13 protein-coding genes are annotated in these 14,160 nt (G+C 61.2%); 6 read left to right on the plus strand and 7 right to left on the minus strand.

Annotation, left to right across the window (positions count from 1 at the left end; translation table 11 throughout):
- The first annotated feature begins 5 nt into the window (after positions 1-5).
- Positions 6-836 carry an NAD(+) diphosphatase gene (nudC, locus tag J5M57_RS08375; protein WP_207849437.1) on the plus strand — a complete coding sequence of 277 codons (831 nt, stop codon included), beginning with the start codon at positions 6-8 and terminating at the stop codon, positions 834-836.
- Here nudC and J5M57_RS08380 read toward each other — a convergent pair.
- Complete coding sequence (locus tag J5M57_RS08380) at positions 804-1,583, minus strand: TSUP family transporter (RefSeq protein WP_083369164.1); 780 nt, start codon at positions 1,581-1,583, stop codon at positions 804-806. The two genes, nudC and J5M57_RS08380, sit on opposite strands and share 33 nt — an antisense overlap.
- Before the next feature lie 337 nt (positions 1,584-1,920).
- Here J5M57_RS08380 and sfnG point away from each other — a divergent pair, with 337 nt between their 5' ends.
- Entirely contained in the window at positions 1,921-3,003 is a 1,083-nt protein-coding gene (gene sfnG, locus J5M57_RS08385) for a dimethylsulfone monooxygenase SfnG (protein ID WP_207849436.1), read from the plus strand.
- Between the two features lie 121 nt (positions 3,004-3,124).
- On the opposite strand, the gene J5M57_RS08390 is transcribed toward sfnG, so the two are convergent.
- Together J5M57_RS08390 and J5M57_RS08395 are read right to left on the minus strand one after the other, a co-directional pair.
- Positions 3,125-3,604 (minus strand): nuclear transport factor 2 family protein, encoded by a 480-nt coding sequence (locus J5M57_RS08390; protein ID WP_083369162.1) that lies wholly within the window; start codon positions 3,602-3,604, stop codon positions 3,125-3,127.
- A 55-nt stretch (positions 3,605-3,659) separates the two neighbouring features.
- Positions 3,660-4,223 carry a TetR family transcriptional regulator gene (locus J5M57_RS08395; RefSeq protein ID WP_169841764.1) on the minus strand — a complete coding sequence of 188 codons (564 nt, stop codon included), beginning with the start codon at positions 4,221-4,223 and terminating at the stop codon, positions 3,660-3,662.
- Between the two features lie 204 nt (positions 4,224-4,427).
- Between J5M57_RS08395 and pssA the strand changes: the two genes are divergently transcribed.
- Positions 4,428-5,771 carry a CDP-diacylglycerol--serine O-phosphatidyltransferase gene (pssA, locus tag J5M57_RS08400; RefSeq protein ID WP_207849435.1) on the plus strand — a complete coding sequence of 448 codons (1,344 nt, stop codon included), beginning with the start codon at positions 4,428-4,430 and terminating at the stop codon, positions 5,769-5,771.
- A 123-nt stretch (positions 5,772-5,894) separates the two neighbouring features.
- Here pssA and efeO (J5M57_RS08405) read toward each other — a convergent pair whose 3' ends face one another.
- From efeO (J5M57_RS08405) to efeU, 4 genes are read right to left on the minus strand one after another with little or no spacing between them, the layout of a single operon-like run.
- On the minus strand, positions 5,895-6,719 hold the full coding sequence (efeO, locus tag J5M57_RS08405; protein WP_064587470.1) for an iron uptake system protein EfeO: 825 nt from the start codon (positions 6,717-6,719) through the stop codon (positions 5,895-5,897).
- Between the two features lie 26 nt (positions 6,720-6,745).
- Entirely contained in the window at positions 6,746-8,044 is a 1,299-nt protein-coding gene (efeB, locus tag J5M57_RS08410; RefSeq protein WP_207849434.1) for an iron uptake transporter deferrochelatase/peroxidase subunit, read from the minus strand.
- Between the two features lie 17 nt (positions 8,045-8,061).
- Positions 8,062-9,261 (minus strand): iron uptake system protein EfeO, encoded by a 1,200-nt coding sequence (gene efeO / locus J5M57_RS08415; protein WP_207849433.1) that lies wholly within the window; start codon positions 9,259-9,261, stop codon positions 8,062-8,064.
- Between the two features lie 8 nt (positions 9,262-9,269).
- The gene (gene efeU, locus J5M57_RS08420; RefSeq protein ID WP_169841760.1) at positions 9,270-10,121 is read right to left on the minus strand and encodes an iron uptake transporter permease EfeU; all 852 of its coding nucleotides are present in this window, start codon (positions 10,119-10,121) and stop codon (positions 9,270-9,272) included.
- Between the two features lie 295 nt (positions 10,122-10,416).
- Here efeU and J5M57_RS08425 point away from each other — a divergent pair, with 295 nt between their 5' ends.
- The 3 genes from J5M57_RS08425 to J5M57_RS08435 all read left to right on the plus strand — a co-directional run bounded on the left by J5M57_RS08425 (position 10,417) and on the right by J5M57_RS08435 (position 14,157).
- Positions 10,417-11,433, plus strand: coding sequence for an AraC family transcriptional regulator (locus J5M57_RS08425; protein WP_207849432.1), 1,017 nt, complete (start codon positions 10,417-10,419; stop codon positions 11,431-11,433).
- Between the two features lie 282 nt (positions 11,434-11,715).
- Positions 11,716-13,380 (plus strand): AMP-binding protein, encoded by a 1,665-nt coding sequence (locus J5M57_RS08430; RefSeq protein WP_207849431.1) that lies wholly within the window; start codon positions 11,716-11,718, stop codon positions 13,378-13,380.
- A 15-nt stretch (positions 13,381-13,395) separates the two neighbouring features.
- Entirely contained in the window at positions 13,396-14,157 is a 762-nt protein-coding gene (locus J5M57_RS08435; RefSeq protein ID WP_064587478.1) for an SDR family NAD(P)-dependent oxidoreductase, read from the plus strand.
- Positions 14,158-14,160: the final 3 nt, after the last annotated feature.

Below are 14,160 nucleotides of genomic sequence, written 5' to 3' on the forward strand. Positions count from 1 at the left end.
AAACCATGACAGCTCGCTGGACCACTGCAGTACTGGACACCGATCAACCCGGCGGCTGGGCCGTGGCGCGCAGCCCCGAAGGCTTTCTGTTCGATGACAACGGCGTGCTGTTCCCCCGGGAATGGCTCAAGCGTCAGGACCTCTCGGTCCTCGCCGAACACGGTATAGGCCATCTCGATGGCGAACCGGTGTATCTGCTGGAGCTGCACAGTTCCAGTGAGGTGCCGGGCTGCGACTGGAAAGGCCTGCGGGCGTTCATGCTCGATGGTGATCACACCGTCTACAAGGTGCTGGGGTATGCCGCGCAGATCGGCACCTGGGCGCGCGAGCATCGCTATTGCGGCAATTGCGGTCAGGCCATGACCCAAGTGCCACGGGAGCGGGCGATGTATTGCCAGCCGTGTGAGCTGCGCAGTTACCCGCGCATCTCACCGAGCATGATCGTGCTGGTTACCCGTGGCGACGAGATCTTGCTGGCGCGCTCACCGCGGTTTGTCACCGGGGTCTACAGCACGTTGGCAGGCTTCGCCGAGCCGGGCGAGTCGGCGGAGGACTGCCTGATTCGCGAGGTGCGCGAGGAGGTCAGTATCGAAGTGAAGAACATCCAGTACAAGGGCAGCCAGTGCTGGCCGTTCCCGCATTCGATGATGCTGGGGTTCCATGCCGAATACGCTGGTGGCGAGATCATCCGTCAGGAAGACGAGATCGAAGACGCCCAGTGGTTCAACGTGCACGATTTGCCGCCGTTGCCGGCGTCAAAATCGATTGCCCGTTACCTGATCGACGTCTACGTGGCGCGCCGTTTAGGCCACGCTGAACCAGTGTTGCCAGGCTAGGCGCACGGTCAGCCCCAGCACCACGGTGATGAACACCGGACGAATGAACTTGGCGCCGCCGCTGATTGCGGTGCGCGCCCCGAAGAATGCGCCGACCATCACCGACAGGCCCATGCTCAGGCCGATGATCCAGTCCACTTGCCCGGAAAACACAAACACCGACAGCGCCGCAATGTTGCTGACGAAGTTCATGCTGCGCGCCACGCCGCTGGCCTTGACCAGATCGATCGGGTAGAGCAGCAGGCTGCTGACGGTCCAGAACGCACCGGTGCCGGGGCCGGCCACGCCGTCATAGAAACCGAGGCTGAAGCCCTGGGTCGATTGCCATTTCTTCTTGATCGGTGCATCGCTGTCCAGCGGCGCTTTTGGCGTACCGCCGAACAACAGGTAAACGCCGCAGGCGAAGACGATCACCGGCAGCATCTTGTTCAGCCATTCCGCTGGCAGGTAGTGGGCGACGATGGCACCGGTCAGTGCGCCGACCAGGGTGCCGATGATCGCATGCGTCCACTGCCGAGGGTGGAACAGCTTGCGCCGGTAGAAAGTGAAGCTGGCGGTGGCCGAACCGAAGGTCGAACTCAACTTGTTGGTGCCCAGCACCAGGTGCGGCGGCAGGCCGGCGGTGAGCAGTGCTGGCGTGGTCAATAGACCGCCACCGCCGGCAATGGCGTCGATGAAACCGGCAAGGAAAGCGACGAGGGCCAGGATGGCGAGGGTGGTGAGGTCAACGCTGAGTTCGAAAGGCATGGAATCGGCTTATTCGGCAGGGCGCAGAACGGGAGCTGCGGGGAAGGGCTGACATGTTACTCATTTCCAAGTGTTGCGGCGACCCGTATGGCCCCATCGCGAGCAGGCTCACTCCTACAGGGGGAGCGCATTTCAAATGTAGGAGTGAGCCTGCTCGCGATAGGGTCAGTCCTTTCAACTCAAAACCCAACTGTTGCCCACTCAACACCCATACAACAAAGCACCCTCCAGCCGTGCAGTCAAAACCCCATGAAGCCCAACAAAACCAGGCATTTCAAGCCTGGCACGCTTGCTGCTCTATCACCCCCATCTCCGCAAATGTCCCGAGGACACGCCAATGAGCAAGCAAGCCGTGAAATTCGCCTACTGGGTGCCGAACGTCAGTGGTGGGCTGGTGGTCAGCAAGATCGAGCAGCGCACCGACTGGGGCATCGACTACAACCGCAAACTGGCGCAGCTCGCCGAGGCCGCGGGGTTCGAATATGCCCTGACGCAGATCCGTTTCACCGCCGGTTACGGTGCCGAGTTCCAGCATGAATCGGTGGCGTTCAGTCATGCGCTGCTGGCCGCCACCAGCAAACTCAAGGTGATCGCGGCGATTTTGCCGGGGCCGTGGCAACCGGCGCTGGCGGCCAAACAACTGGCAACCATCGATCAACTCACCAATGGCCGGATCGCGGTGAACATCGTCAGTGGCTGGTTCAAGGGCGAATTCCAGGCCATCGGTGAACACTGGCTGGAGCACGACGAGCGTTATCGGCGCTCCGAGGAGTTCATCCGTTCGCTGCGCGGGATCTGGAGCCAGGACAACTTCACCTTTCGCGGCGACTTCTACCGTTTCGACAATTACAGCCTCAAACCCAAACCGCTGGGGCGTCCGGAAATTTTCCAGGGCGGCAGTTCACGCGCGGCACGCGACATGGCGGCGCGGGTGTCCGACTGGTATTTCACCAACGGCAACAGCGTCGAGGGGATCAAGGCGCAGGTCGATGACATCCGCGCCAAAGCCGCGGCGAACAATCATTCAGTGAAGATCGGCGTCAATGCCTTTGTGATTGCCCGCGACACCGAGGAAGAGGCACGCGCCGTGCTGGCGCAGATCATCGATCAAGCTGACCCGGAAGCGGTGAATGCCTTTGGCGACGCTGCGAAGCAGGCGGGCAGGGCGTCGCCGGAGGGCGAGGGCAACTGGGCGAAATCGACGTTCGAGGATCTGGTGCAATACAACGATGGCTTCAAGACCAACCTGATCGGCACACCCTTGCAGATTGCCGAGCGGATTGTCGCGCTGAAGGCGGTGGGGGTTGATCTGGTGCTGGCGGGGTTTCTGCACTTTCAGGAAGAGGTGGAGTATTTCGGCCGGCGGGTGTTGCCGTTGGTGCGCGAGCTGGAGGCTGAAAAGACTGCCGCCGTCGCCTGAACACCACAAAACCCTGTAGGAGTGAGCCTGCTCGCGATTGCGTATGAACATTCAATATTCAGGTTGACTGACACACCGCTATCGCGAGCAGGCTCACTCCTACAATTGGAACTGTGTGAACTTACAGACCGAGTTCGGACAGCCCCGGATGATCATCCGGACGCCGCCCCAGTGGCCAGTGGAACTTGCGCTCGCTTTCCTTGATCGGCATGTCGTTGATGCAGGCATAACGCTGGAACATCAGGCCGTGCTCGTCGAACTCCCAGTTTTCATTGCCGTAGGAGCGGAACCAGTTGCCCGAATCGTCGTGCCATTCATAGGCGTACCGCACGGCGATGCGTGTATCGGAGTAGGCCCAGAGCTCCTTGATCAAACGGTAGTCCAGCTCTTTGGCCCATTTGCGGGTCAGGAACGCTTTGGCTTCTTCGCGGTTGTGGGCGAACTCGGCGCGGTTACGCCATTGGGTGTCCAGGGTATAGGCCAGCGATACCTTCTCGGGATCGCGGGAATTCCAGCCATCTTCGGCCAGACGAACTTTTTCAATGGCCGATTCACGATTGAACGGCGGTAAAGGCGGACGCACTTGGGCAGCAGTCGACATTTTCAGTCTCCCGATCTAATTAACGATTAAACAACGGTCAGGCTTATTTAAGGCGTTACAGGTCCAATAACTTACGCGCCATGCATTGCGCATTATCAGCGGCACTGTGATCACCCATCACAAGCGCTACGGTAATGGCGCCGTCAATCAGGATCAGCAACTGTCTGGCCAGCCGTTGCGGGTCCTCGGTGCCATGTTCGGTACACAGCTCGCACAGGTAGTCGAGCAGTTTCTGTTTGTGGTCTTTGGCGACCTGACGCACCGGGTCTTCGGGGTCACCGGTTTCGCCACTGGTGTTAATGAAAGCGCAGCCGCGAAAGCCTTCCGAGGCGAACCAGCTCTTGAGTACGGTGAACAGGTTGAGCAGGCGATCGGCCGGGGTTTCGGCCTCATCGACCGCGCTGCGGTACCACTGCATCCAGCGCACGTCACGGCGTTGCAGGGCGGCGACGGTCAACGCCTCCTTGTTGGCGAAGTAGCGGTAGATGCTCTTTCTGGAGACGCCGGCGGTTTTCACCAGGAGATCCATGCCGGTGGCTGCGATGCCACTTTTGTAGATCAACTTTTCGGTGACATCCAGAATGATGTCGCGGGTCGAGGTGTCAGTGATTTCGTTCATGTGGCGAACAGTAGAACGTTCGTTCTCCTTGCGCAAGCTGTTTTTAAGATCAACAGATCGCAGCCTCCGGCAGCTCCTGCACGGATCCCTGTAGGCGCTGCCGGAGGCTGCGATCTTTCGATCTCTTTACAGACCCTCACAAGACCCGAACCGGTTGATGGTGTAAGCTCTCGGGTTCTTCGGATTCGACCCATTGCGAGCCCTATGCCGTTGCTTTTCAAACGCTCTCTGCTGCCCAAACTGCGCAGCTTTCCGCTGACTGCCGAGGCCGTGACCATTCTGTCCGGCGCCGCCGAGTTCCGTCGTTGCCTGCTGGAGAAAATCGCCGAGGCGACCCAGCGCATCTACATCGTCGCGCTGTATCTGCAGCATGACGAGGCCGGTCAGGAAATCCTCGATGCCTTGCACGCCGCCAAGCTCAAGCGTCCCGAGCTGGAAATTGTCGTGGTGGTCGACTGGCTGCGCGCTCAGCGCGGGCTGATCGGTGCCGGCAAACAGCCGGGCAACGCCGCGTGGTATCAGGAAATGACCCGCACTCACCAGAGTGAAGTGCCGGTCTATGGCGTTCCGGTGCAGACCCGCGAGCTGTTCGGCGTCCTGCACTTGAAAGGTTTCGTGATCGACGATTGCGTGGTCTACAGCGGTGCGAGCCTGAACAATGTGTACCTGCACAAGTTCGAAAAGTACCGTTTCGACCGTTACCACGTGCTGCACAGCCGCGAACTGGCGGACTCGATGCACCATCTGGTCAAGCACGGTCTGATCGAATCCAAGGCCGTGCATCGCCTCGACCTGCCGAACCTGCCGACCACCCGCAGCCTGCGCAACGACATCGGCGATTTGCGCAGCCGTCTCAAATACGCGGCATACGACACTAGCGCCGGCAGCACGGCGCATGACGGTCTGTCGGTGAGCCCGCTGCTCGGCGTGGGCAAGAACAACCCGCTGAACCGGGTGATTGTCGAATTGATTGCCAGCGCGCAACAGCAGCTGACCATCTGCACGCCGTACTTCAACCTGCCGCTGCCGATCATCCGCGAGGTCAACCGCGCGCTGGCCCGTGGGGTGAAGATCGACATCGTGGTCGGCGACAAGACGGCCAACGACTTTTACATCCCGCCAAGCGAGCCGTTCAAGGTGATTGCGGCGTTGCCGTACCTGTACGAAATCAGCCTGCGCCGCTTCGCCAAGCGGCATCAGCGCAACATCGACAGCGGTCAGTTGAACCTGCACCTGTGGCGTGACGGCGACAACAGCTATCACCTCAAGGGCATGTGGATCGACCAGCGTTATACGCTGCTGACCGGCAACAACCTCAATCCACGGGCGTTCCGCCTGGACCTGGAAAACGCGCTGCTGATCGATGATCCGCAAGGCGAGTGGCTGCAGCCACGGGCGAAGGAGCAGGAAGAGATCTTCCGCAACACCACGCGGATCGCCAGCTTCCAGAACCTGGAAACCTTGCCGGAGTACCCGGCGGCGGTGGCGAAGTTTTTGAAGCGGGTGAGCCGGGTGCGGATCGAGCGGTTGCTCTACCGGATTTTGTAAACCTTCAGACTATTCGTTGCGGTTAAAACCGCTATCGCGAGCAGGCTCACTCCTACAGGGGAATGCATTCCAACTGTAGGAGTGAGCCTGCTCGCGATGGGGCACTTAAGGCCTCTACATCAATCAGTTCAGGCCGAGCTTGCCACGCAACGTGGAAAGATCTTCCGCCAAGGTATTGACCGGGCCAACCAGCGCCTTGCGGTCGTTGTCCTTCACTTTGTCATACGTCTCGAAACCACCGTCCTTGGTCTTGTACTTGGCGAGGATCTTGTCCACGGTGGCGAAGTTCTTGTCGACTTTGGCGACGAACGCCTTGTCCTGTTTCTCGATCTGCGGACGGAACAGGTCGACGATTTTCTTCGCCCCGTCGATGTTGCCCTGGAAGTCATACAGGTCGGTGTGGCTGTAACGGTCTTCTTCGCCCGAGATCTTGGTCGCCGCGACTTCTTCCAGCAGCGCGGCCGCACCACCGACAACTTTTTCCGGCGGGAAGGTCAGGCCGGCCACGCGGGTCTGCAGGTCTTTCACATCGCTGTCCAGCTTGTCCGCCAGGGCGGTCAGGCCTTCGGTGCTCTTCTCCGAGAACAGCGAGTATTCGAGGCGGTGGAAACCGGTGAAGTCTTCAGCCTTCACGCCTTTTTCGTGGTCGTCGACGCGGGAGTCGATGGACGCATCGAGGTCACTGAACAGCTCGGCAATCGGCTCGATCGACTCGTAGTAGACGCGGGTCGGTGCGTAGAGCTTTTGCGCGGTGGCCAGATCGCCTTTCTTCACCGCATCGGTGAACTGTTTGGTGTGGCTGCCCAGCTCATCCAGTTGCTCGGTGACGTAGATCTTGTAGTCCGACACCGGCCCGACCAGATCCAGAGGCGCGGTCGCGGCGAATGCCGACAGCGGGGTGTTGAGCAATCCGAGGGTCAGCATTAAGGCGAGTGGCGACTTTTTCATGTAACGGCTCCAAAGGTTTTTTATGGTTAGGCAGCTGTTTTGGGTTGTGTGGCGTTGAGCAGCGAGCGACCGATGAAATCCTTGTCGCCGGTGACACCCGGCAGGGTGAAGAAGTAGCCACCGCCGACCGGTTTGAGGTATTCCTCAAGCGGCTCGCCGTTGAGGCGGGTCTGCACGGTGATGAAGCCTTTTTCCAGATCGGCCTGGTAGCAGATGAACAGCAGGCCCATGTCGAGCTGGCCGTTCTTGTTGACGCCGTTGGAGTAGTTGAACGGCCGACGCAGGATCAGGTTGGCCTGGCTCGCGGCGGTGCGCGGGTTAGCCAGACGGATGTGCGCGTCGAGCTTGGTCAGCTTGCCTTCCGGGTCCTTGCTGTAATCCGGGACCTCGGTTTCATGCTGGGCGCCCATCGGTGCGCCGGTGGTCTTGACCCGGCCGATGATGCTTTCCTGTTCCTGCAACGGCGTACGGTCCCAGCGTTCGACGAAGTTGCGAATGATCCGCACCGCTTGATAGCTGCCGTGCGCGGCCCAGGCCGGCTCGTCGCTGCCCGGTTGCACCCAGACAATCTTGTCCATCGCCTTGGCGTCGTTGGAATCGGGGTTGGCCGAACCATCGCGAAAACCAAGGAAGTTGCGCGCCGATTGTGCCGGCACCCCCGGTTTGGCCGGAGCTTGCGGCGGCACGCTGCCTTCCTGTTTCCAGCGCACCAGCAGCAGGTCCGGCAGGTTCTTGACGATGTCGCGCAGGGCGTGAATGTTGGTGTCGGCGGTGTTCGAGCAGAACTGCAGGCTCAGGTCGCCGTGGCAGCAATCGGCCTCCAGCGCATCGTTGGGAAAACCGACCATGCGTTGCAGGCGTTTCGGTTTGGCAGCGGCCAGGCCAAAGCGCTCGTCGAACAGCGATGCGCCCACCGACACGGTAATGGTCAGGTTGTCCGGGGTCACCACCGGGCCGAGGATGCCGGAATCCGTTGGCGGCAGTTTCGGGTCGATCTGCGCCACCGGGCCGCCCTTCATCAGGAACGCAATGCGTTCGTTGAGGGTACGGAACAGCCGCTCGAGGTCTTCGCGATCGCTGGCCAGCACGTCGAACGAGACGAACATGCCGGACGCCGGGCGCGGGGTGACGATGCCGGTCTGGTGCACGCCGTGAAAGTCGTGGCGGTCTTCGGTCTTGTCGCTGCTCGGCGCTTCGGTGACTTGCGCCGGGGCGGCGGCCATCGCCGGGCAGCTCAGGGCCGAACCGGCCAGGGCGACACCGGCGACACCCATGCCCATCAGGAGGCGGCGACGTTGCAGATCGAGGTTTTGCAAATCTTTCATCGGTATTCGTCTTCTGCTTACAGGCCGGAGAGGCCGAGGGCGGGATCGATGCCATCCAGAGCGTCGGCGAGAGCCTTGGCCTTGTCGGCGATCTGTTTGCGTTGTTCGCCACTGACCGTGTCGTAAGTGGCGTAGCCGTCCTTGACCTTGAAGCTGTTCAACAGGGTGTCGAAATCGCTCAGCGCGGTATCGATTTTCGGCAGCAGCTCCGGCGCCGATTTGTTCAGCATCGGCCGCAGCAACTCGACGACCTTGTGTGCGGTTTGCAGGTTGCCGGCGAAACCGTTGAGGTCGCCGTGGCTGTAGCGTTCTTCTTCACCACTGGCGGCGCGCACGTCGGCCAGGGTGTTGAGGTTGCGCACCACGATGTCCACCAACTGCTCCGGTGGCAGTGATTGGGCCAGCAGTTGCTGTTTGAGCGTGGTGACGTCGGCCAGCAGGCGCTCGGCGACCGGCGTCAGGCTGTCGAGACTGCGTTGCCGGAACAGCGCGTATTCGACCCGATGGAAACCGACGAACGCCGGATCCTGCTCGCGCTTTTCGAAATAATCGGCGCGGGCATTGATGCTGTTGTCCAGTTCCGCCAGGCGTTGCGCGGCGGGGGCCAGGCGCTGGTAAGCGGCACGCGCCGGCAGGTACAGCGCCTGCGCCTGACTCAGGTCGCCGCTGGTAATCGCCTGATTCAGGGCAGTCACGGCTTTGAACAGCGCGCTGCTCTGGCTCGCCAGATACACGCGGAATTCCGACAGTGGCCCAACGAAGGCGACCATCGACGGCTTGGCCTTGGCGGCAGCGTCGGAGGCGGCGGTCGGCGTCACGTGCAGCACGCCACGCGGATTGCTCAACAGCCCGCAAGTGATGGCGTAGTCGCCGGGTTGCAGGTTGGCGTTGATCACCTGACTCAGGCCCGGGGCAATGTTCTCGCGCTCTTCGATCACCAGCACGCCGTCGAGGATTTCCCATTCCACCGCCCGGTCGGAGCGGTTGACGATGCGGAAACTGGCGCGGCCGGCGGGAACCGTCAGCTCGTTCGGATCGCAGCTGTGGGCGTTGATGTTGACCACCACTTCGTCGTGGTTGTGCTGACGCTTGGCGGCGGCCATTTTCGAGGCGTAGTAGAACAAGCCACCGGCGGCGATCATCACGACCACCGAACCGGCCACCGCCCAACGCAAGGCGCGGGGAGGCGAGGCCTGAGGAATATTAGGCTTTGACATGGGTGCCCTTATTGGCTGGAAACGGAAGACGATTGGCCGGCTGCGTTGGTACTGGAGGGCGGCGCGGGCAGGAAGAACATCACCAGCGCTATCACCAGATAAATCAGATACGCACCGAGGGTGCTGATGGTCGGCGCGTCCTGATAACCGAACATGCCGGCCAGCACCGAGCCCAGCGGGCCATCCATCGGCAGCGTCGCGCTGAAGTCGAACAGTACGGTTTGCAGGTGATTCCACACGCCGGCTTCATGCAGCGCCTGCACCGAGTTGGCGAGGATCCCGGCGGCGACCACCAGGATGAACAGCCCGGTCCACTTGAAGAACGCCGACAGGTTCAGGCGCATGCTGCCGCTGTAGATCAGAAAGCCGACGACGATCGCCAGCACTAGGCCAAGCAGGGCGCCAATCGGCGCGCTCGGGCCTTCGCTCTGCTGGAACACCGCGAGCAGGAAGAACACGGTCTCCAGGCCTTCACGGGCCACGGCGAAAAACACCATGGCGATCAGCGCGATCACCTGATGCCTGGAAGAGGTCAGGGCATGGTCCAGCGAAGCTTGCAGCGAATGCTTGATCGAACGCGCGACCTTGCGCATCCAGAACACCATCGAGCTGAGAATGCCCACGGCGACCAGACCGACTACACCTTCGAACAATTCCTGCTGTTTTTGCGGGAATTCGGCGCTGACCAGCTCCAGACCACCGCCGACCAGCAGCGCCAGCGCAGCGGCGAGAAACACGCCGATCCACACCGCCGGCATCCATTGGCCACGGCCGGTTTGTTGCAGGTAGCTGGCGATGATGCCAACGATCAGGGCGGCTTCAATGCCTTCGCGCAGCATAATCAGAAAAGGAACGAGCATTGTGGCAACCACGAGTCATTTAGATAGGTGGCTAAGTTGTAACATAATGACACTCATTCCCAAATGGGGATGGTTGACATTTACCTGAACATTCGCTGAACGACGCGTTTTTTATCCAGCCACTGTTCAACCTTGTGGGAGCGAGCCTGCTCGCGAATACGTGGCGTCAGTCGGCACAGTTTTTACTGATCCACCGCTTTCGCGAGCAGGCTCGCTCCCACAGGATCGGTGTTGTGCTGAGGATGGCTGCGTTAAGATGCCCGTCACTCGAAAACAACAAGGCCTGCCTCGCTCCATGTCGGAAAAAGACACCATCGCCGTGCAACTGGTGCGTGAAGCGCTGCTGCAAAGTTGTGCCCCGGGCGGGGCCACGGAAGACGTCTTGAACAAGGTCGGTATCGATTCCGCCTTGCTGCAAAGCGCAGCGGGCCGGGTTCCCGCCTCGCAATACGCGAAACTCTGGCGCTTGCTGGCCCGCCGTGGCGATGACGAGTTCTTCGGCATGGACCCGCGTCAGCTCAAGTCCGGCAGCCTCGAATTCCTCTGTCGCAGCGCCATGGCGCAACCGACCCTGGCCGCCGGCCTGAGCATGGGCCTGAATTTCCTCTCGTTGATGCTGGAAAAAATGCCCGCGCAACTGGTGCACCAGCAAAGCCTGGCGGAAATCGTCCTGCTCGAAGACGACCCCGAACCGCGCCGCGCTTTCACCTATTTCACCTATTGGATGATCGTCCACGGCGTGGCCTGCTGGCTGGCGGGGCGGCGGATTCCGATTCTGGCGATTGAACTGCGTTGCGCCGAGCCGGACTTTTGTGACGACTACCGGGTGATGTTCTCGGAAAACCTGCGTTTCGACCGTCCACGCACACGGATGATCTTCGCCGCCGACTGCCTGGATCTGCCGATCAAGCGCAGCGCCGAAGAGTTGAAGCGTTTTCTGGCCCACGCGCCGGCGAACATTCTGGTGAAATACCGCGATCCGGAGAGTCTTGCCAGCCGGATCAAACAAGACCTGCGCCAGTTGCCCGCCGAGCAGTGGCCGGAAACCGAGGCCCTCGCGCAACAATTGTGCATGTCCGCCTCAACTTTGCGTCGACGCTTGTCGGAAGAAGGGCAGACCTATCAAGGCCTCAAGGACAGCGTGCGCAAGGAATTGGCGATCACCTGGCTGGCGGAGCCGTCGATCAGTTTCGTCGAGATCGCCACACGGCTGGGGTTCGCCGATGCGAGCTCGTTCTACAAGGCCTTTCGCAAGTGGTCGGGGTCGAATCCGGGGCATTACCGTACGTTGATCCTTAGCGAAGCGATCTGATCCGGATTTTGTGGTGACCGATCCTGCCTCTTCGCGAGCAGGCTCGCTCCCACACTGTGCAATGCATTCCAGAGTAACCCCCTCCGACTATTTGCAATGCATTCCCTGTGGGAGCGAGCCTGCTCGCGAAAGCGTCCGCTCAGGCGCTACATGACTTGCCCCTTGGCCAAACCAATCAGCCAGATTGACAGCTTTGACCATTGCCCCAAGCCCTGCGCAGCGCGACTATCCCTGTGTTGTTTACGGTTCCCAGCCTAATAAAAACACAGAGGGATTCTGGCAATGCGCGATTACTTGTCTGCCACCGAACAGTTCAACTATCAGCACACTGTGAATGCGGCGCTCAGCGGCACGCTGGAGGCGCTCAACGCCTGTGTCGAATGTTGCGACCGGCACGCCTTGCCGGGGCGCATCGCGCTGTTCTGGGAGGGCCGCGACGGCGCCAGTGCGACGTATACCTTCAGCGAACTGCAGGACAAAGCCGCGCGTTTTGCCAATTTCCTCCTCGCCCAAGGCGTGCAGAAGGGTGACAAGGTCGCCGGCCTGCTGCCGCGCAATATCGAATTGCTCATTACCGTGTTCGCCACCTGGCGCATCGGCGCGGTGTATCAACCGCTGTTCACCGCGTTCGGCCCCAAGGCCATTGAACATCGCCTGACCAGTTCCGGCGCCAAAGTGGTGGTCACCGATGCGACCAACCGGCCGAAACTTGCGGAAGTCGCCGACTGCCCGACCGTGGTCACCGTCGGCGGCACCAAGGGCCAGGGCATCGTTCGTGGCGACTTCAGTTTCTGGGCCGAGCTGCCCAACCATTCCAACCTCTGCGAACCGGCGATGCTCACGGGCGAAGACCCGTTTCTGCTGATGTTCACCTCGGGCACCACCGGCCCGTCGAAAGCGCTGTCGGTGCCGCTCAAGGCCATCGTCGCGTTCCAGAGCTACACCCGCGACGCGGTGGATCTGCGCCCCGAAGATTCGTTCTGGAACGTCGCCGATCCGGGCTGGGCCTACGGCATCTATTTCGGCGTCACCGGGCCGATGGCGATGGGGCATCCGATCACCTTTTACGATGGCCCGTTCACCCTCGAAAGCACCTGCCGGGTCATCAACAAATATGGCATCACCAACCTCACTGGTTCGCCGACCGCGTATCGCCTGTTGATTGCCGGCGGCAACGAATTTGCCAAATCGATCAAGGGCAAGCTGCGCATCGTCAGCAGCGCTGGCGAGCCGCTGAACCCGGAAGTGATCCGCTGGTTTGCTGACAACCTCGGCGTGGTCATCCACGACCATTACGGCCAGACCGAACTGGGCATGGTCCTGTGCAACCACCACGGCCTGCAGCACCCGATCCACCTCGGCGCCGCTGGTTTCGCCTCGCCGGGCCATCGCATCGTGGTGCTCGACGAGCAGTACAACGAACTCGGCGTCGGCCAGCCCGGCATTCTCGCCATCGACCGCACGCAATCGCCAATGTGCTGGTTCGGCGGTTACGAAGGCGTACCGACTAAGGCCTTCGTCGGCAACTACTACCTGAGCGGCGACACGGTGGAGTGGAACCCCGACGGCAGCATCAGCTTCGTTGGCCGCAGCGATGATGTGATTACCACCTCGGGCTACCGCGTCGGGCCGTTCGACGTCGAAAGCGCGTTGATCGAACACCCGGCCGTGGTCGAGGCGGCGGTGGTCGGCAAGCCGGACCCGGAACGCACCGAACTGGTCAAAGCCTTTGTCGTGCTCAACCCGCAATACCGCGCCGAACCGGCGCTGGCCGAAGAGTTGCGGCAACACGTGCGCAAGCGTCTGGCCGCGCACTCGTACCCGCGGGAAATCGAATTTGTCAGCGAATTGCCCAAGACCCCAAGTGGCAAATTGCAGCGCTTTATCTTGCGCAACCAGGAAATCGCCAAGGCTCAAGAGGCCGCGGCGCATAACGTTTCAGCTTGAATCAGGAAGTCAGTCATGCAGATCGAGAACAAGGTTTTTATCGTCACCGGCGGCGCGTCCGGCCTGGGCGCGGCCACCGCTGAGTTGCTGGTCAATGCCGGCGCCAAAGTCATGCTGGTGGACCTGAACGCCGAAGCGCTTGCCGCCCAGGCCCAGCGCCTCGGCGCGCACAGCGTGGTAGCGGACATCAGCAATGAAGCCGCCGCCGAGGCCGCGGTGCAGGCCACGGTCAAAGCCTTTGGCAGTCTCAACGGTCTGGTCAACTGCGCCGGCATCGTCCGGGGCGAGAAGATCCTCGGCAAGAACGGCCCGCATGCGCTGAGCAGTTTTGCCCAGGTGATCAACGTCAACCTGATCGGCAGCTTCAACATGCTGCGCCTGGCCGCTGCGGCCATTGCCGAAAGCGCAGCGAATGCCGACGGCGAGCGCGGGGTGATCATCAACACCGCTTCGGTGGCGGCGTTTGACGGGCAGATCGGCCAGGCCGCGTATTCCGCGTCCAAAGGTGCGATTGCCAGCCTGACCCTGCCGGCCGCCCGTGAACTGGCGCGCTTCGGCATCCGCGTAATGACCATCGCCCCGGGCATTTTCGAAACCCCGATGATGGCCGGCATGACCCCGGAAGTGCGCGAGTCGCTGGCCGCTGGCGTGCCGTTCCCGCCGCGCCTTGGGAAACCTGCCGAGTACGCCGCGCTGGTTCGGCATATCATCGAAAACAGCATGCTCAACGGCGAGGTGATCCGTCTCGACGGCGCTTTGCGCATGGCCGCCAAGTAAGGA

The organism is Pseudomonas sp. 86_A (genome assembly GCF_017491705.1).
GTDB lineage: Bacteria > Pseudomonadota > Gammaproteobacteria > Pseudomonadales > Pseudomonadaceae > Aquipseudomonas > Aquipseudomonas koreensis.